The 17,490-nt window shown below is 60.0% G+C and carries 16 protein-coding genes and 1 tRNA gene; 4 read left to right on the forward strand and 13 right to left on the reverse strand.

The window, feature by feature from the left end; all coding sequences use genetic code 11:
- The first annotated feature begins 219 nt into the window (after positions 1 to 219).
- Positions 220 to 921: a LuxR family transcriptional regulator gene (locus tag ADK28_RS10145; protein ID WP_048795602.1), complete on the forward strand. Its 702-nt coding sequence runs from the start codon at positions 220 to 222 to the stop codon at positions 919 to 921.
- A gap of 47 nt (positions 922 to 968) precedes the next feature.
- Here the strand turns inward: ADK28_RS10145 and ilvC are convergent, their stop codons facing one another.
- Positions 969 to 2,444: a ketol-acid reductoisomerase gene (gene ilvC, locus ADK28_RS10150; RefSeq protein ID WP_016930469.1), complete on the reverse strand. Its 1,476-nt coding sequence runs from the start codon at positions 2,442 to 2,444 to the stop codon at positions 969 to 971.
- A gap of 168 nt (positions 2,445 to 2,612) precedes the next feature.
- On the opposite strand from ilvC, the gene ilvY reads away from it, so the two are divergent.
- Positions 2,613 to 3,503, forward strand: coding sequence for an HTH-type transcriptional activator IlvY (gene ilvY, locus ADK28_RS10155; RefSeq protein WP_004929971.1), 891 nt, complete (start codon positions 2,613 to 2,615; stop codon positions 3,501 to 3,503).
- 9 nt (positions 3,504 to 3,512) lie between these two features.
- Here ilvY and ADK28_RS10160 read toward each other — a convergent pair whose 3' ends face one another.
- The 10 genes from ADK28_RS10160 to ADK28_RS10200 all read right to left on the reverse strand — a co-directional run bounded on the left by ADK28_RS10160 (position 3,513) and on the right by ADK28_RS10200 (position 13,886).
- Positions 3,513 to 4,214: a DUF2461 domain-containing protein gene (locus tag ADK28_RS10160; RefSeq protein WP_016930470.1), complete on the reverse strand. Its 702-nt coding sequence runs from the start codon at positions 4,212 to 4,214 to the stop codon at positions 3,513 to 3,515.
- A gap of 21 nt (positions 4,215 to 4,235) precedes the next feature.
- A complete protein-coding gene (locus ADK28_RS10165) occupies positions 4,236 to 4,814 on the reverse strand; it encodes a hypothetical protein (RefSeq protein WP_016930471.1) in 579 nt (192 codons plus the stop codon).
- A complete protein-coding gene (locus ADK28_RS10170; RefSeq protein WP_016930472.1) occupies positions 4,814 to 5,809 on the reverse strand; it encodes a hypothetical protein in 996 nt (331 codons plus the stop codon). Before ADK28_RS10170 ends, ADK28_RS10165 begins: the two co-directional genes overlap by 1 nt.
- 112 nt (positions 5,810 to 5,921) lie before the next feature.
- Entirely contained in the window at positions 5,922 to 7,466 is a 1,545-nt protein-coding gene (gene ilvA / locus ADK28_RS10175) for a threonine ammonia-lyase, biosynthetic (protein ID WP_016930473.1), read from the reverse strand.
- Positions 7,467 to 7,471: 5 nt separating this feature from the next.
- Entirely contained in the window at positions 7,472 to 9,322 is a 1,851-nt protein-coding gene (gene ilvD / locus ADK28_RS10180) for a dihydroxy-acid dehydratase (RefSeq protein ID WP_033631836.1), read from the reverse strand.
- A gap of 106 nt (positions 9,323 to 9,428) precedes the next feature.
- Entirely contained in the window at positions 9,429 to 10,355 is a 927-nt protein-coding gene (locus tag ADK28_RS10185) for a branched-chain amino acid transaminase (RefSeq protein WP_016930475.1), read from the reverse strand.
- A gap of 23 nt (positions 10,356 to 10,378) precedes the next feature.
- On the reverse strand, positions 10,379 to 10,636 hold the full coding sequence (gene ilvM / locus ADK28_RS10190) for an acetolactate synthase 2 small subunit (RefSeq protein ID WP_004929955.1): 258 nt from the start codon (positions 10,634 to 10,636) through the stop codon (positions 10,379 to 10,381).
- Positions 10,633 to 12,279, reverse strand: a complete 1,647-nt coding sequence (gene ilvG / locus ADK28_RS10195; RefSeq protein WP_048795603.1) for an acetolactate synthase 2 catalytic subunit — start codon at positions 12,277 to 12,279, stop codon at positions 10,633 to 10,635. Before ilvG ends, ilvM begins: the two co-directional genes overlap by 4 nt.
- Positions 12,280 to 12,421: 142 nt before the next feature.
- Positions 12,422 to 12,520, reverse strand: coding sequence for an ilv operon leader peptide (gene ilvL, locus ADK28_RS29990; protein ID WP_013814970.1), 99 nt, complete (start codon positions 12,518 to 12,520; stop codon positions 12,422 to 12,424).
- Between the two features lie 133 nt (positions 12,521 to 12,653).
- The gene (locus tag ADK28_RS10200; protein ID WP_004929950.1) at positions 12,654 to 13,886 is read right to left on the reverse strand and encodes an MFS transporter; all 1,233 of its coding nucleotides are present in this window, start codon (positions 13,884 to 13,886) and stop codon (positions 12,654 to 12,656) included.
- A gap of 341 nt (positions 13,887 to 14,227) precedes the next feature.
- Here ADK28_RS10200 and ADK28_RS10205 point away from each other — a divergent pair, with 341 nt between their 5' ends.
- Positions 14,228 to 15,751 (forward strand): YifB family Mg chelatase-like AAA ATPase, encoded by a 1,524-nt coding sequence (locus tag ADK28_RS10205; protein WP_048795604.1) that lies wholly within the window; start codon positions 14,228 to 14,230, stop codon positions 15,749 to 15,751.
- 27 nt (positions 15,752 to 15,778) lie between these two features.
- Here ADK28_RS10205 and ADK28_RS10210 read toward each other — a convergent pair whose 3' ends face one another.
- Positions 15,779 to 16,117, reverse strand: coding sequence for a DUF413 domain-containing protein (locus ADK28_RS10210; protein WP_004929946.1), 339 nt, complete (start codon positions 16,115 to 16,117; stop codon positions 15,779 to 15,781).
- A gap of 119 nt (positions 16,118 to 16,236) precedes the next feature.
- Between ADK28_RS10210 and hdfR the strand changes: the two genes are divergently transcribed.
- Entirely contained in the window at positions 16,237 to 17,064 is an 828-nt protein-coding gene (hdfR, locus tag ADK28_RS10215) for an HTH-type transcriptional regulator HdfR (protein WP_028128092.1), read from the forward strand.
- A 269-nt stretch (positions 17,065 to 17,333) separates the two neighbouring features.
- Here the strand turns inward: hdfR and ADK28_RS10220 are convergent.
- Positions 17,334 to 17,409, reverse strand: a tRNA-Trp gene (locus ADK28_RS10220).
- Positions 17,410 to 17,490 lie beyond the last annotated feature (81 nt).

Consider the following 17,490-nt stretch of genomic DNA (forward strand, 5'->3'; position numbering starts at 1 on the left):
CCCGCCGCCCACGCAATGGATCCCAGAAGCATTGATCAGAGGATGATTGAAAGAATTTCCCTGGCGTTGGCTTATTTCCGCCCAGAGCTGCTAAGCTCGGGTCTTGGCATTGCCGTCTTTTTGAATTTATTAGCCGAGTATAAATTTCAATCCGCCGCACTGACTAGCTGGACTTTGGTGCAGGTCGGGCTGAGCCGCCGAACGACAGGGAGGTTACCGATGGCCGTCACATTCGCCAACGCCGTCGCCGCAAGACTGCATCTTGATGGCCGGCTACAGGCCTTCAGCCAATTCAAATACGCTTACTTGACCTTCAACAAACATCATCCCGATCGCCATCTGTTGGTATCGAGCTACCCGCAAGAATGGCTGGACATCTACAGTGCCAATCGCTATCAGCGCATCGATCCCGTCGTGCGCGCCGCCCATAACCGCTGTGCGCCCTTTATGTGGCACGACACCGCCCTCACCACCGAGGATCGGCATTATCGGAAGATCTTCAGCCAGGCGCGGGAGTACGACATCGTGCACGGCTGCAGCTTTGTTTTGCACGATCACGACAACAATCTGGCGATCTTGTCGATCAGCGCGACGGCGGCCGATGACGCCGAACTGCGGCAGCTAATGGAGGAAGAAAGGGCCAGCCTGCAGATGGTCTTGGTCGATACCCACCAGCACGCGCTTGCGTTGGCCAGCGCCGAGGCGAGCCGAAAGGATCGGCTCTCGCCGCGCGAAGGGGAAATTCTCTATTGGGCCAGCCAGGGCAAAACCTATAATGAGATCGCGCTGATCCTGGGGATCAAAACCGGCACGGTGAAGTTTCATATCGGCAATGCGGTGCGGAAGCTGGGGGTCGCCAACGCCAAACACGCGATCCGGCGCGGCCTTGAATGGCAACTGATCGCGCCGCCTCAGGCATAAAAAAGCCGGCATTGCAGCCGGCTTTTTGTTTTTTATCTTGCGGAAAATCAGCCCGCAACGGCGATACGTTTCATGTCGGTCATGTAGCCGCGCAGTTTGCGGCCGACGGTTTCGATTGGGTGGCTGCGCACCGCTTCGTTCACGTCGCGCAGCTGCGCGTTGTCCACCGCCGTACCCGCCACGGCCTTGCCCAAATCGCCCGCCTGCAGGGTGGTCATGAAGTCCTTCAGCAACGGCACCGCCGCGTTGGCGAACAGGTAGTTGCCGTACTCCGCGGTATCGGAGATGACCACGTTCATTTCATACAGACGCTTACGCGCAATGGTGTTGGCGATCAACGGCAGCTCGTGCAGCGACTCGTAGTAAGCCGATTCTTCGATGATGCCGGCATCGACCATGGTTTCGAACGCCAGCTCAACGCCCGCTTTCACCATCGCCACCATCAGCACGCCGTGATCGAAGTACTCTTGCTCGCTGATTTTGCCTTCAAACTGCGGCGCATTCTCGAACGCGGTTTTGCCGGTTTCTTCGCGCCAGGTCAGCAGTTTCACGTCGTCTTCCGCCCAGTCGGCCATCATGCCGCTGGAGAAAGCGCCGGAGATGATGTCGTCCATGTGCTTCTGGAACAGCGGCGCCATGATGGTTTTCAGCTGTTCGGACAGCGCATAGGCGCGCAGCTTGGCCGGGTTGGACAGGCGATCCATCATCAGCGTGATGCCGCCCTGCTTCAGCGCTTCGGTGATGGTTTCCCAGCCGAACTGAATCAGTTTCTCGGCGTAAGCCGGATCGGCGCCTTCAGCAACCAGCTTGTCGAAGCACAGCAGAGAACCCGCCTGCAGCATGCCGCACAGAATGGTCTGCTCGCCCATCAGGTCAGATTTCACTTCAGCGACGAAGGAGGATTCCAGCACGCCGGCGCGGTGGCCGCCGGTCGCCGCCGCCCAGGCCTTGGCGATCGCCATGCCTTCGCCTTTCGGATCGTTTTCCGGGTGAACCGCAATCAGGGTCGGCACGCCGAAGCCGCGCTTGTACTCTTCACGCACTTCGGTGCCCGGGCACTTCGGCGCGACCATCACCACGGTGAGGTCTTTGCGCACCTGCTCGCCCACTTCAACGATGTTGAAGCCGTGGGAATACCCCAGCGCCGCGCCGTCTTTCATCAGCGGCTGCACCGCACGCACCACGGAAGAGTGCTGCTTGTCCGGGGTCAGGTTAACCACCAGATCCGCCTGCGGGATCAAATCTTCGTAGGTGCCGACCTTAAAGCCGTTTTCGGTCGCCTTGCGCCAGGAAGCGCGCTTCTCGTCAATCGCTTCTTTGCGCAGGGCATAGGCGACATCCAGACCGGAATCGCGCATGTTCAGTCCCTGGTTCAGGCCCTGGGCGCCACAGCCGACAATCACCACTTTTTTACCTTTCAGGTAGCCGGCTTCGTCAGCAAATTCGTCGCGCGCCATAAAGCGGCATTTACCCAATTGCGCCAACTGCTGACGCAGGTTCAATGTGTTGAAATAGTTAGCCATGGTGGTACTCCGGTTTGATGTTGTCTTGCATTGTTATTTTCATTCCCCGCCCTGTCTGTGCGGAGATTCGTTAAACTCAATGTATAACAGGAAATGCGTTGCTTAAATTGATATATTGAGAACGTGACATTGCAATTTTTGCAACACTCTCACTGCGAGCGTATCGATATGGATTTACGGGATTTAAAGCTGTTCCTGCATCTGGCCGAAAGCCATCACTTCGGGCGCACCGCCAAGGCGATGCACGTCAGCCCGTCGACGCTCTCCCGCCAGATCCAGCGGCTGGAAGAGATCCTCGGGCAGCCGCTGTTCCTGCGCGATAACCGCACCGTGCAGCTCACCGACGCCGGCGAACAGCTGAAAGAATTCGCCCAACAGACGTTGCTGCAGTATCAGCAGCTGAAACACTCGCTCGGCCAGCACGGCCCTTCGCTGAGCGGCGAACTGCGGCTGTTCTGCTCGGTGACCGCGGCGTACAGCCACCTGCCGCCGATCCTCGATCGCTTCCGCGCGCAGCACCCGCTGGTAGAGATTAAGCTGACCACCGGCGACGCCGCCGACGCGGTCGACAAGGTGCAATCCAACGAGGCCGATCTCGGCATCGCCGGCCGGCCGGAAACGCTGCCCGCCAGCGTGGCGTTCACCAAAATCGGCGAAATTCCGCTGGTGCTGATCGCGCCGGCGCTGCCCTGCGCGGTGCGCAGCCAGGCGTTCGCCGACAAGCCCGACTGGGCCGAGATCCCGTTCATCCTGCCGGAGCACGGCCCCTCGCGAAAACGCATCGAGCTGTGGTTCCGCCGCCACCGCATCAGCAATCCGCTGATTTACGCTACCGTCGGCGGCCACGAGGCCATCGTGTCGATGGTGGCCCTGGGCTGCGGCATCGCGCTGATCCCAAGCGTGGTGGTGGACAACAGCCCGGAGCCGGTGCGCAACCGCATCTCGCAGCTGGATAACATCTCGATGGTCGAACCCTTCGAGCTGGGGGTTTGCGTTCAGAAAAAGCGCCTCAGCGATCCGTTGATCGACGCCTTTTGGCGGTTGCTGCATCCCCGCTGACGCGGGGTTTCAAAGGTCTGCCGGATCGATCTGCTTCATCGCCTCTACCTGCATCAGCCAGTGGTAGAGCGGCTCAAGCTGCAAAAACGCCCCGGCCAGCAGCGGCGCCAGATCGGCGTTGAACAGCTTTTCCACTTCGCTGTCCGTCACCATCACCGCAAACGACTTGCGGTTGTACCAGGTGGCGATCTCCGCCGCCTGCTCCTTCACCAGCGGGCGCTTGTAGCTTTCGCCCACCAGCTCGAACGGCGGCCGGCAGCAGGCGGCCACCTCCAGGAAAGGCTGCGGCCGTTGTTTCAGCGTATGGCGGAACAGATCCATGGTCGGCTTGTTGGCGCTGTAGTAGCCGAGCCCATAGCGCAACATGTCCGGCCCCAGTTCAAAAAAATAGACCGGCGCATCTTTCCAGTCTTTGCTCGGGCGTTTGAACGTCAGCCACATGCGGCTGCGGTAGCGCGACTTGTCGTGAGAAAACCGCGTATCGCGATGAATGCGCGACAGCGTTTTGCCGATCGCCGGGCGAGTCTCAAACTGCGGATCGATCGCCAGCATGCCGGGAGCCAACTGCTCCACCAGCGCGCGAAACGGCGCCAGCAGTTCGCGATCGTAGATGTCGCGGTTGCCGTCGAACCACGCCTTATCGTTCTCGATCCGCACCTGCTGCAGGAAATTCAGGCCCTGCTGGCTAAAGCCGGAGAAAGGTTGCGTCATAAGTTTTTCCGTTCTGACGGTTTATCGGGTGTTGCGCAGATCTTCCCTCTGCCAACGGCGTTTGATAAACACGCGCCGACGCGTGCGGAAATAGGCGACATACAGGTAGAACGCCGCCCGGTTGCTGAACAGCGCCCCGCCAACCGCGCCCCCCAGCAGCAGGGCGCCGGTGGCGATGCCGGTCATGCCCGCCGCCCACGCCGCCGCGGCGCCGAGGCAACACAGACCGAGCATGCCAAGGTAATATTGCAGCAATACCACCCCGCTGTTTTTACCCTGCACCAGTTGGAACAGGATCAGCGTCATCCACACCGCCACGATCGCGCCGCTGCCCATTAGAACGGCGGCAGAAGTCTTGCCGCTCCAGGCAGCCGCCACGTCCGTGGCCAGGCCCATCACGCCCGCCAGCCCCAGCGTCAGGCATACCATCAGCAACATGACATTGCCGACGCCCGGCGGTGACAACCGCTGGCCCGGCGTCAGGAAATGCTGCTCAAGCTGCGCATCCACGCCGGCAAAAAGCGCACGATCGCGCGCCGCGATTTGGCTTTCCATTTCCCGGCCCTGCACAATCAGGCGTTTAATCATCCAGTCCGCCATTACCTCACCATCTGCGGCAATTTCTGCATAATGCCCACAAAATACTGCCCGGTGGTTTTCACATTCACCGGTGCAGACAGGGTGCCGCTGATGCCGCTGCCCACGAACGTCAATGAGTTATTGAGCGCCGAATGCAATTGCTGACGCAGCCCGTTTTGGATCGCTTCCGTCGGATAGCGCTTCGGGTATAAACCGTTCTTCACCATCTCTTTCAAGACGTTATTGGAAATCCCCGGGTTTTCCGCCCGAATGATGTTTTCGGTCAGCCGCTTCCTTTCGCTGCGGGGCATGCTTTTCAGCCATTCCGTCGCCTTGCGCGCCGAAATGCGGCGCATGGCGCGGTAGGTCATCGTCGCTTCCTTCAGGGCAGCCCCCGCGCTGGCCAGCGAGATCACATCGAGCACGGTACTGGTGGCGATATACCACTGCTCTGAATCGAGCTGAGCCAATTCATCGCCTTTCCCGTCATAAAGCTTGTTGACGCGGTACAGCCCATTACCGCATTGCAACGCACTGGCGGCCATGCCGGCATAGCCCAGATAAGCCACCGCCGAGCTGGTGCCGCCGGTAAACGGCACGGCGACGCTGCCCGACGCCAGTAAAAAGACCGATACCAGCAGCGTTCCACACGACAGCGCGGCCGAGGCCAGCTCTTTGCTGACGCTGGGTTTGCTCAGCGCTTCCGACAGCGTATTGGTCGCGGCAACGCGCGAGGTATGAGCCACCGTTTTGCTGATGACCACGTGGGTGACCTGCGAAGCGTTCGAATAACCGGTGTGCTGCGTCGGGCGGACTAAAAATGAGTTTTGCCCGTCGGAAAAAATAATTCCCACGCCATGAAAAGCGAGGCTGCAGTCCAGCGAGTCCTGCAAGGCTTGCAGATTAATATCGCGATAGAATTCTTGTACCCCGGCATTGCCCAACAAGCGGGCAAATTCGGCGTTGGTCAAATCGTCTTCGGGAGAACCGAACGGCGTAGAAAAAGCAGTTTTCATTGTCGTGCATCCCTATACGTCAGAAGTCTTGGCAGTATAAAAATGCACGACAAAATCACAACCATGCAACCTATAAACTGACTAACGCGTCACGGTTGCTTATCAATCCGGCTCACCCCTGCAAAAAGAAGCGGAACGCCGGGTTGTCGGTTTCGTCGTGGCAATCGTAGCCCAGCGCCTGCAGGTGCCGCTCGAATTCCGGCTCGCTTTGCGCCAGTTCAAAGGCCGCCAGCACCCGGCCGAAGTCGGTGCCGTGGCTGCGATAGTGGAACAACGAGATGTTCCAGTGCGTGCCCAGCGTCTGCAGGAACTTCAGCAGCGCGCCCGGCGACTCCGGAAACTCAAAGCTGTACAGCCGTTCGCGCAGCGGCTTCGACGGACGCCCGCCCACCATGTAGCGCACGTGCAGCTTGGCCATCTCATCGTCCGACAGATCCACCACCTGATAACCGCCGGCGTTGAGTTCGTCGATGATCTCCCGTCGTTCGGCGTGGCCGCGCGTCAGACGCACGCCGACGAAAATGCAGGCGTTGTCGGCATCGGCGTAGCGGTAGTTGAATTCGGTCACCGAGCGCCCGCCCAGCAGTTGGCAGAACTTGAGGAAGCTGCCCTGTTGTTCCGGAATGGTCACCGCCAGCAGCGCTTCGCGTTGTTCGCCCAGTTCGCAGCGCTCGGAAACGTAACGCAGCCCGTGGAAGTTGAGGTTGGCGCCGGACAGCACGTGCGCCAGACGCTCGCCCTGAATGTTGTGCTGCTGGACGTACTTTTTCAGCCCCGCCAGCGCCAGCGCGCCGGAAGGTTCGGCGATGGCGCGCACGTCCTCGAACAGATCTTTGACCGCCGCGCAGATGGCGTCGCTGTCCACGGTGATCACGTCGTCCAGATACTCACGGCACAGGCGGAACGTTTCGTCGCCGATGCGTTTCACCGCCACGCCTTCGGCGAACAGCCCGACGCGCGCCAGATCCACCGGATGGCCGGCATCCAGCGCCGCGCGCAGACAGGCGGAGTCTTCCGCTTCGACGCCGATCACTTTGATCTGCGGCATCAGCTGTTTGATCAGCACCGCCACCCCGGCGGCCAGGCCGCCGCCGCCGACCGGCACGAAGACCCGATCCAGATGCGCGTCTTGCTGCAGCAGCTCCATCGCCAGCGTGCCCTGCCCGGCGATCACCGTCGGGTGATCGAACGGCGGCACGAAGGTCATGCCCTGCTGTTGGGAAAGTTCAATCGCCTTTGCCTTGGCCTCGTCGAAATTGGCGCCGTGCAGCAACACTTCGCCGCCGAAACCGCGCACCGCATCCACCTTGATGTCCGCAGTGGACACCGGCATCACGATCAGCGTTTTGATGCCCAGCCGTTTACCGGAGAAGGCGACGCCCTGCGCGTGGTTGCCGGCAGAAGCCGTCACGACGCCGCGCGCCTTCTGCTCTTCGTCCAGCCCGGCGATCATCGCATAGGCCCCGCGCAGCTTGAAGCTGTGCACCGGTTGGCGATCTTCGCGCTTCACCAAAATGGTGTTGCCGAGGCGCGAAGAGATTTTGCTCATGGCCTGCAACGGGGTGACCTGCGCCACCTCGTAGACCGGCGAGCGCAGTACCGCTCGCAGATATTCCGCGCCGCAGGGGGCGCTGGGTAGGGGTTGAGAGACCGCCATGCTGCTTATCCCCCCAGTTTGCTCTTGTCGCGCACCGCGCCTTTGTCGGCGCTGGTGGCCAACGAGGCGTAGGCGCGCAGCGCGAAGGACACCTGACGTTCACGGTTTTTCGGCGTCCAGGCCGCGTCGCCGCGCGCCAGTTCCGCCTCATGCCGCGCCGCCAGCTCCTGCTCGCTGACGTCCAGCTGGATGCCGCGATGAGGAATGTCGATGGCGATCATGTCACCGTCCTGCACCAGGGCGATCAGGCCGCCGCTGGCCGCTTCCGGCGAAGCGTGGCCGATGGACAACCCGGAGGTGCCGCCGGAGAAACGCCCGTCGGTGATCAGCGCGCACGCCTTGCCCAGCCCCATCGATTTCAGGTAAGTGGTTGGATAAAGCATTTCCTGCATGCCCGGGCCGCCTTTCGGCCCTTCGTAACGGATAACGACCACGTCTCCCGCCACCACTTTGCCGCCGAGGATGGCGTCTACCGCCTCATCCTGGCTTTCATAGACTTTGGCCGGGCCGCGGAAGGTGAGGATTTCTTTGTCCACGCCGGCGGTTTTGACGATGCAGCCGTTTTCCGCCAGGTTGCCGTACAGCACCGCCAATCCGCCGTCCTGACTGTAGGCGTGCTCACGGGTGCGGATGCAGCCTTCCTTGCGGTCGGTGTCCAGCGAATCCCAACGGCAGTCCTGAGAGAATGCCTGCGTGGTGCGGATACCGGCCGGACCGGCGGAGTACATTTTCTTGACGCTTTCGTCTCGGGTCAGCATCACATCGTAGGCTTCCAGCGTCTGCGGCAGGGTCAGCCCCAGCACGTTGTTCACCTCACGGTTCAGCAAGCCGGCGCGATCCAGCTCGCCGAGGATGCCGATCACGCCACCGGCGCGGTGCACGTCTTCCATGTGATATTTCTGCGTGCTCGGCGCCACCTTGCACAGGTGCGGCACTTTGCGCGACAGGCGATCGATGTCCTCCATGGTGAAGTCCACCTCGCCTTCCTGCGCCGAAGCCAGCAGGTGCAGCACGGTGTTGGTCGAGCCGCCCATGGCGATGTCCAGCGTCATGGCGTTTTCAAACGCCGCCTTGTTGGCGATATTGCGCGGCAGCGCGCTCTCGTCGTCCTGCTCGTAATAGCGTTTGGTCAGCTCGACGATGCGCTTGCCGGCGTTGAGGAACAGTTCCTTGCGATCGGCGTGGGTGGCCAGCAGCGAACCGTTGCCCGGCTGCGACAGGCCCAGCGCTTCGGTCAGGCAGTTCATTGAGTTGGCGGTGAACATGCCGGAGCAAGAGCCGCAGGTCGGGCAGGCGGAACGCTCGATCTGCTCGCTGTCGGCGTCGCTGACGTTCGGGTTCGCGCCCTGGATCATCGCGTCCACCAGATCCAGCTTGATGATCTGGTTGGAGAGTTTGGTCTTGCCGGCTTCCATCGGACCGCCAGAGACAAAGATCACCGGAATATTCAGGCGCAACGCCGCCATCAGCATGCCCGGGGTGATCTTGTCGCAGTTGGAGATGCACACCATCGCATCGGCGCAGTGGGCGTTCACCATGTATTCGACCGAGTCGGCGATCAGCTCGCGCGACGGCAGGGAATAGAGCATGCCGCCGTGGCCCATGGCGATGCCGTCATCCACCGCGATGGTGTTGAACTCTTTGGCCACGCCGCCGGAGGCTTCGATCTGTTCGGCGACCAGTTTGCCCAGATCGCGCAGATGCACATGGCCAGGCACGAACTGGGTAAAGGAGTTGACCACGGCGATGATTGGCTTGCCGAAATCGGCGTCGGTCATCCCGGTCGCGCGCCACAATGCGCGGGCACCCGCCATATTGCGGCCGTGGGTGGTGGTGGCGGAACGGTACTTAGGCATGCTCTTTTCACTCCAAATGTATTTATGACAGGCGGCGAACGAACCGCCTGGATATTCTTATCTTGTCTGTCTTGTCGTCCGCCACGCTGCGCGGCGAACCTTGTCGTTACGGATTGACCGGATCCAGCCAACCGTATTTGTCTTCGGTCTTGCCGCTGAACAGGCCGAAGAACGCCTGTTGGATCTGTTTGGTCACCGGGCCGCATTTGCCGATGCCGACCTGAATGCCGTCCACGCTGCGCACCGGCGTGATCTCCGCCGCGGTGCCGGACATGAACACTTCGTCGGCCAGGTACAGCGATTCGCGCGACAGCACCTGCTCGCGCACCTCGAAGCCCATGTCTTTCGCCAGCTTGATGATCGCGTCGCGGGTGATGCCCGGCAGCGCCGAAGAGGTGAACGGCGGGGTATAGAGCACGCCGTCTTTCACTTCAAACAGGTTTTCGCCCGCCCCTTCGGAAATGTAACCGTGCACGTCGAGCGCAATGCCTTCCTGATAGCCGTGGCGACGCGCTTCGCTGCCCACCAGCAGGGAGGAAAGATAATTGCCGCCGGCCTTGGCCGCAGTGGGGATCGTGTTTGGTGCGACGCGGTGCCAGGAGGAGACCATCGCATCGATGCCTTGATCCAGCGCTTCTTCACCCAGGTAAGCGCCCCAAGGAAACGCCGCGATAATCACGTCCGTTTTATAACCGGCCGGCGGGTTGACGCCCATGCCGACATCGCCGACGAACACCAGCGGGCGAATGTACGCGCTGACCAGGTTGTTCTTGCGCAGCGTAGCGCGGCAGGCTTCCATCAGCTCGTCGACGCTTTGCGACACCGGCATGCGGTAGATTTTCGCCGAATCGTGCAGGCGCTGCATATGCTCGCGATGACGGAATACCACCGGCCCCAAGTGCGAGTCGTAGCAGCGCACCCCTTCAAACACCGACGTGCCGTAATGCAACGCGTGCGACATCACGTGCACTTTGGCCTCGGCCCAAGGAACCATCTCACCATTGAACCAAATGTAATCGGCTTTCTTTGTCATTGTTATTTATCCTTCTCGGCGCCTCAGGCGCGTATTTGTTGTGATGTTGGCTGCTGGATCTCGACGCAGGAGACGTCCATCAGTTTGCTTAATTGAGATGACAACAGGGCGACCGGGCGCGGGCTGGCAACGGTCAATTCGATATTGATGCTGTCGGCGTTGGCCGGGGAAACCATATTCATAGCACAAACCTGAAAGCCGCGATGACGCACGACCCGCAATACGCGCTCTAACATTTCGGGGCGAAAACGCGCCTGGATCGAGAGTTGATGCTGCATCATGATATTTCCTCCAACATGGTTTCGTTGCCGGCGCCCGGCGGCACCAGCGGCCAGACGTTTTCGAGTTCGTCGATAGAGACCTGCAGCAGATAAGGGCCTTCGGTGTTGAACAGCGCCTCGAGGGCGCCCTCCACCTGATCCTTGCGGCTGATGCGCTGGCCGGGAATGCCGAAGGCGGCGGCCAGCATCAGGAAGTCGGGGTTATCGGACAGGTTGGTTTCGCTGTAGCGGCCGTCGAAGAACAGCTGCTGCCATTGGCGCACCATCCCGAGACGCTGGTTGTCCAGCAGCACGATCTTCAGCGGCAGCTGTTTGCGCTTGATGGTGCCCAGTTCCTGCACGTTCATCATGAAGGAACCATCGCCCGAGACGCAGATCACCGTATCTTGCGGACGGGCAATTTGGGCCCCTACCGCCGCCGGCACGCCGAACCCCATGGTGCCGAGACCGCTGGAGGTGATGAAATTCTCCGGGCGCTCGAACGTCATGTGTTGCGCGCTCCACATCTGGTGCTGGCCGACGTCGGTGGTCACCACGCTGTTGGCCGGCTTGCGGGCGGACAGCTGGCGCAAGAACAGCGGCGCGTAGATCGGCTGGCCGGGGTGATCGTAGCGGCAGGCGTGCTCGGCTTTCAGCGCCGTCACCTGCTGCTGCCAGGCGGCGATATTCAGCGGGCGCTGCAACGCCGGCAGCAACGTTTTCAAATCGCCCTGCAGGGCCACATGCGCCTGGCGCAGCTTGCTCATTTCCGCCGGGTCGATATCCATGTGGATCACTTTGGCGTGCGGCGCGAAGGCGTTCAGTTTGCCGGTCACGCGGTCATCGAAACGCGCGCCGATGGCAATCAGCAAATCGCACTCCTGCACCGCCAGGTTGGCAGCCTTGGTGCCGTGCATGCCCAGCATACCGAGGTACAACGGATCTTGCGCATCCGGCGCGCCCAGCCCCTTCAGGGTGGCGACGTTCGGCATGCGGGTCACGGCGATGAACTCGCGCAGCGCCGGCACCGCCTGCGCCATGCCCACGCCGCCGCCGACGTACAGCATCGGTTTATGCGCCTGCGCCAGCAGCTCAGCCGCCTCGGCCAACGCCGCCGCCGGGAACGCCGGCGCTTCGTCGACCGGCATCAGATGCGGGTGCAAGTCGCCCTGCGCCAGCTGGATGTCTTTCGGGATATCGATCAGCACCGGACCGGGACGGCCGCCTGCGGCGATGGCGAACGCTTCCGCCATGATGCCCGGCAAGGCGTCCAGCGACTCCACCAGGAAGCTGTGCTTGGTGCAGGCCAGAGACAGGCCGAGAACATCGATCTCCTGAAAGGCATCGGTGCCGATCAGCGCGGAACCCACCTGACCGGTGATGGCGACAACGGGAACAGAATCGAGCAGCGCATCAGCCAGGCCGGTGATCAGGTTGGTGGCGCCGGGGCCGGAAGTGGCGATGCAAACGCCGACTTTGCCGGTGGCGCGGGCGTAGCCGATGGCGGCCATGGCGGCGCCCTGCTCATGGCGGCACAGCAGGTGTTCCACGCCGCCGTCATACAACGCATCGTACACCGGCATGATTGCCCCGCCCGGATAGCCGAATACGGTATCCACCCCCTGCGCACGCAACGCTTGAACTACCCACTGAGCGCCATTCATGGTTATTTCCCCGCCTTACTTCGACAACTGCAGGATTTTGTTCTGTTTTTCATGTTCTGCCCCTTGCTCCACTTTTCTCTTGCCAATAAAAAACCCCCGGACCTGACGGTGCGGGGGTTCTCTTGCGATTCCGGCTTGTTTGCTAAGCCTTTCTTCGTCCAAGTGCAGCCCCGCACGGTGGGATAATAATCACCACCACGCTAATCACGACTAGGCTAATCACTTGGGCAAAGGCTTTCATAATGGGTTTGTTCACTGTGCTCATTCAGAACTAATGCTTACAGAGGTATCATAGTCGCGCGCGGCATGACAACACTTTTTTTGCGTTATTATTCGGCGCAATCTGGTCATACCTCACGCGAATCGCCCATCTTTCACACGTTGGCGCGCATACCCGGATTTTCTACCGCGTCGGTGATCGCCTTGCCGCGCGTATCCTTGCCGAAGAACACCAACAGGGCGATCGCCACCGCCACCGTACCGGCGACGATCGCCATCGCCAGGCCGTAATTATGCCCATGATGCTCGGCGATGGTGGCTTGCAGCGTGGCGTTGACCGAAGCGATCAGGTTACCCAGTTGGTACACAAACCCCGGCAGCACCGCGCGGGTGTTGGCCGGCACCAACTCGGTCAGGTAGGTCGGCACCACGCCCCAGGCGCCCTGCACCATGAACTGCATCAGGAAAGCGCCGATCCCCAACATCAGCGAACCGCTGGAAAACGCCCACAGCGGGATCACCGGCAGCGCCAGCAGCGCGGCAATGATGATCGCTTTTTTGCGGCCGATCTTTTCCGACAACGAACCGAAGAAAACACCGCCGATAATTGACGCGATATTGTAGCTAATGGCGATGATACTGACGGTTTTAGGGTCGAAACCGTGCTGAACTTTCAGAAACACCGGATACAGATCCTGCGTGCCGTGGGAGAAGAAATTGAACGCCGCCATCAGCAGCACCAGATAGCAGCACAGCTTCCAGTGGCTCTTCAACACCGGCAGCAAGGCGGTGCTCTCTTTGCGTTCACGCGCCGCCAGCCACACCGGCGACTCCTGCACGCAATAATAAATAAACGGCAGCAGCAGGATCGGCGCCGCGCCGATGACGAACATGCCGCGCCAGCCGACCGTTTCGAACAGCAGGCCGTACACCACCGCCGCCAGCAGATAACCAAACGGATAGCCGGCCTGGAAAATACCCGACATCAGGCCGCGTGAGCGGTCCGGTATGGTTTCCATCGCCAACGACGACGCCACGCCCCAGATGCCGCCCATCGCGACACCGTACAACACCCGCAACAGCAAGAAGACCGTCAGCGAGGGCGCGGCGGCGGAGAGCAGCTCAAACACCGAGAAAAAGACGATATTCAACATCAGGATCGGTTTGCGGCCATACTTTTCCGCCGCACGCCCGAAGATCAGCGCGCCAATCGGGCGCACCGCCAGCGTGAGCAGAATCGCCAACGTGACCTGTTCCAGACCGACGTGAAAGGATTGCGCGATGTCGCTGAGTAAGAATACCAGCACGAAAAAATCGAAAGCGTCGAGCGTCCAGCTTGAAAAGCTGGCGATTGCCGCGTTGCGTTGCAGCGGGGTCCAACCAAACATAGTGTTATCCCTACCGTAGAGTACGAAGTCAGGAGGTTTAGCGGCTGCCGGGCAGAATGCGGCGGCGGTCGGAGCTTGTTAAAGAAGTGATTTTTCTTTTAATCAATTGTTAAATACACCCGTTAACCCTATGATTGCAATGCGTATGGGCCGCTAATGTGTTGCAGCCTTCAGCGAATTGTTAATGGGTATTGCCGCAGGTTGCGAGGCAGCTCGCACAATCTCATTTACTTCGATGAAAATAAGCAATTACGCTGCGAACCCCCTAGAAAAACCACCAATAACGCCGCGCAATGCTTGGATGAACCTCGCATCATGTCGTCCTCAGCAAGGAGAGCGATATGTCACTGGCGTTAATCTATAGCCGCGCCATCATCGGCGTTCAGGCCCCTTCCGTAACGGTGGAGGTGCATATCAGCAATGGCCTGCCCGGCCTGACGCTGGTCGGCCTGCCGGAAACCACGGTAAAAGAGGCGCGCGATCGGGTGCGAAGCGCCCTGATCAACAGCGGTTTCACCTTTCCCGCCCGGCGCATCACCGTCAATTTGGCACCCGCCGATCTGCCGAAAGAAGGCGGGCGTTACGATCTGCCGATAGCGCTGGCGATCCTCGCCGCCTCCGAGCAATTGCCCCTCGCGCCGTTGGCGCGCTACGAGTTTCTTGGCGAGCTCGCGCTGTCTGGCTCACTGCGCGCGGTCAGGGGAGCGATCCCGGCGGCACTGGCGGCGGCTGATGCCGGGCGGCAACTGATCCTCTCGACGGACAACGCCGCCGAAGTCGGCCTGATCGCGCAGTCGCGCTCCCATACCGCCCAACACCTGCTGGAAGTCTGCGCTTTTTTGCTCGGCCAAGGCGAACTGCCGGTAGCGGCCACGCCCCCCGATGCGGACAACGCGTGCGAAAACGCCGACCTGCGCGACATCATCGGCCAGGAACAGGCCAAGCGGGCATTAGAGATCGCCGCCGCCGGCGGGCATAACCTGCTGTTGATTGGGCCACCGGGCACCGGTAAAACCATGCTGGCCAGCCGTCTCACGGGCTTGCTGCCGCCGCTGACGGAGGCTGAGGCGCTGGAAAGCCTGGCAATCGCCAGCTTGCAGCATCACATTCCCGCCGCGCTACCATGGCGCCAGAGGCCGTTTCGCGCGCCGCACCACAGCGCCTCGATGGCGGCATTGGTCGGCGGCGGCTCACTGCCGCGACCGGGCGAGATCTCGATGGCGCATAACGGCGTGCTGTTTCTGGATGAACTGCCGGAATTCGAGCGTAAGGTACTGGATGCGCTGCGTGAGCCGTTGGAATCCGGCGAGATCGTTATTTCACGCGCCAACGCCAAGGTCTGTTTCCCCGCCAGGGTGCAACTGATCGCGGCAATGAACCCCAGCCCGACAGGGCATTATCAGGGGTTGCACAATCGCGCCTCACCGCAGCAGGTGTTGCGCTATCTGGCCCGGCTGTCAGGGCCTTTTCTCGACCGTTTCGATCTGTCTATCGAAGTGCCGTTGTTGCCGCCGGGTACGCTCAGTCATCGGAAAGCTCATGGAGAAAGCAGCGAACAAGTACGGAAAAGGGTGCAGCAGGCACGCGCCCGGCAGCTCGAACGCGCCGGTAAAATCAACGCGCTGTTGAGCAACCGTGAAGTGGAACGAGATTGCGTTTTGCAGGCGACAGACGCCGAGTTTTTGGAAGCGACATTAAACACGCTGGGGTTATCGGTCCGCGCCTGGCAGCGCATCTTGAAAGTGGCGCGCACGCTGGCGGATTTGGCGGGAGATGCTGAGCTCGACAGGCGCCACCTCAGCGAAGCGCTGGGCTATCGCAGTATGGACCGTCTGCTGTTACAACTGCATCGCAGTCTGGAATGAAAATGGGGCCCGCAGGCCCCATCGTCTTTAGTCTTCGCTGTCGCTGTAATCTTCTACTGCGTCAGCCTGCGGTTTACCGCCGGACAGAGTATGGAATTTCTTCGGGCGACGTGTGCGCGCCAGATATTTAGCCCATACTTTTTCCTGCTCGGTAGCCGCTTCGCGCTCACCGCGGCACACTGCGACGAACAGCTGTTCTTCTTCAGTGGCCGGCTGGCGTTTACCCGAGTCCAACTCGTTAAACGCGTAGCCGAAGCGCTCTAGCAATTGCGCCTCTTTAATGGTGAAATCGCCGTGACGGGAGAACCCGCGAGGGTAATGTTTATTATCAAAAAAACGATTGGTCGTGGTGAAGCTATCCGCCATCTGACACGCTCCTAATTCTCTTATGGCCGTGCTGTTTATGGCGCGGAGTATTAGATAGGCTTGACAGCGTGTAAAACAAAACATTTAAATCTTAACGACAAATTTTTTTGGAGATAGGTGTGGATACCGAATTACTGAAAACCTTTTTGGAAGTCAGTAGAACGCGTCACTTTGGCAGAGCCGCAGAATCTTTGTACTTAACGCAGTCCGCGGTCAGTTTCCGCATCCGTCAGCTAGAAAACCAGTTGGGCGCAAATTTATTTACCCGTCATCGCAATAACATCCGCCTGACGCCTGCCGGCGAGCGGCTTCTGCCCTATGCCGAGAGCCTGATGAACACCTGGCAGTTGGCGAAGAAGGAAGTCGTGCGTTCGCTGCAACACACCGAGTTGTCGATCGGCGCTACCGCTTCGTTGTGGGAGGCCTATCTGACTCCCTGGTTGCAAGCACTCTATCAACAACGCGAGGCGCTGCAGCTAGAAGCCAGGGTGGCATTAAGGCACTCTTTGGTAAAACAACTGCATGAAAGGCAGCTCGATTTACTGATCACCACTGAACCGCCGAAGATGGATGAGTTGGCCAGCCAGCAACTGAGCAATTTCTCATTACGCCTGTTCTCATCCGCTTATCGTGACAAACAGGCCCCAATGCCCTACATCAAGCTGGAATGGGGAGCCGACTTCCACCAACAAGAAAACCGCATGTTGGAAGGTGATAACGTACCGGTGCTTACCACCACCTCCGCTCACCTGACGCGTCAGCTGTTGGAAACCACGGGCGGATGCGCTTTCCTGCCCAGCCATTGGGAAAAAGAGTACCCACAGCTGGTGGCCGCCACCGAGATCCCGCCGATTATCCGCCCACTGTATGCCGTCTGGTTGCAAAACAGCGATCAACAACCTTTGATTCGGCAATTACTTAAAATACCTTTAAATACCGCAGCCTAAAGCGCCATGGCGGCCTTAAAAGCCGCCACCGTGGTCTTGGCTGTCTATCATGCCAAAAGCCGCCCATCGCCTTCTGAGAGAAGAAAATGCAAAATGGTAGGAGAATCAGGAGGTCCGCGGGGGTAAAGATCGAAAGGCTATGGAGCAACTCGGATCAGATAAGCATCAACATAGAGCAGCCGATGCGCTCTTTTCCAAAACGATAACGCTCTAAGGATCGGGATAATAGGCAAAAAAAAACCCTTTGCTTTCGCAAAGGGTTCTTAATATGGCAGGGGCGGAGAGACTCGAACTCGCGACACCCGGTTTTGGAGACCGGTGCTCTACCAACTGAGCTACGCCCCTAAATCTCGCTTAACATTATGCCTGCTAATAAAGCAGGCATAATTAAATAAGTGGCGGAACGGACGGGGCTCGAACCCGCGA

It is taken from the genome of Serratia sp. 506_PEND (genome assembly GCF_001076875.1).
Taxonomy (GTDB): Bacteria; Pseudomonadota; Gammaproteobacteria; order Enterobacterales; family Enterobacteriaceae; genus Serratia; species Serratia marcescens.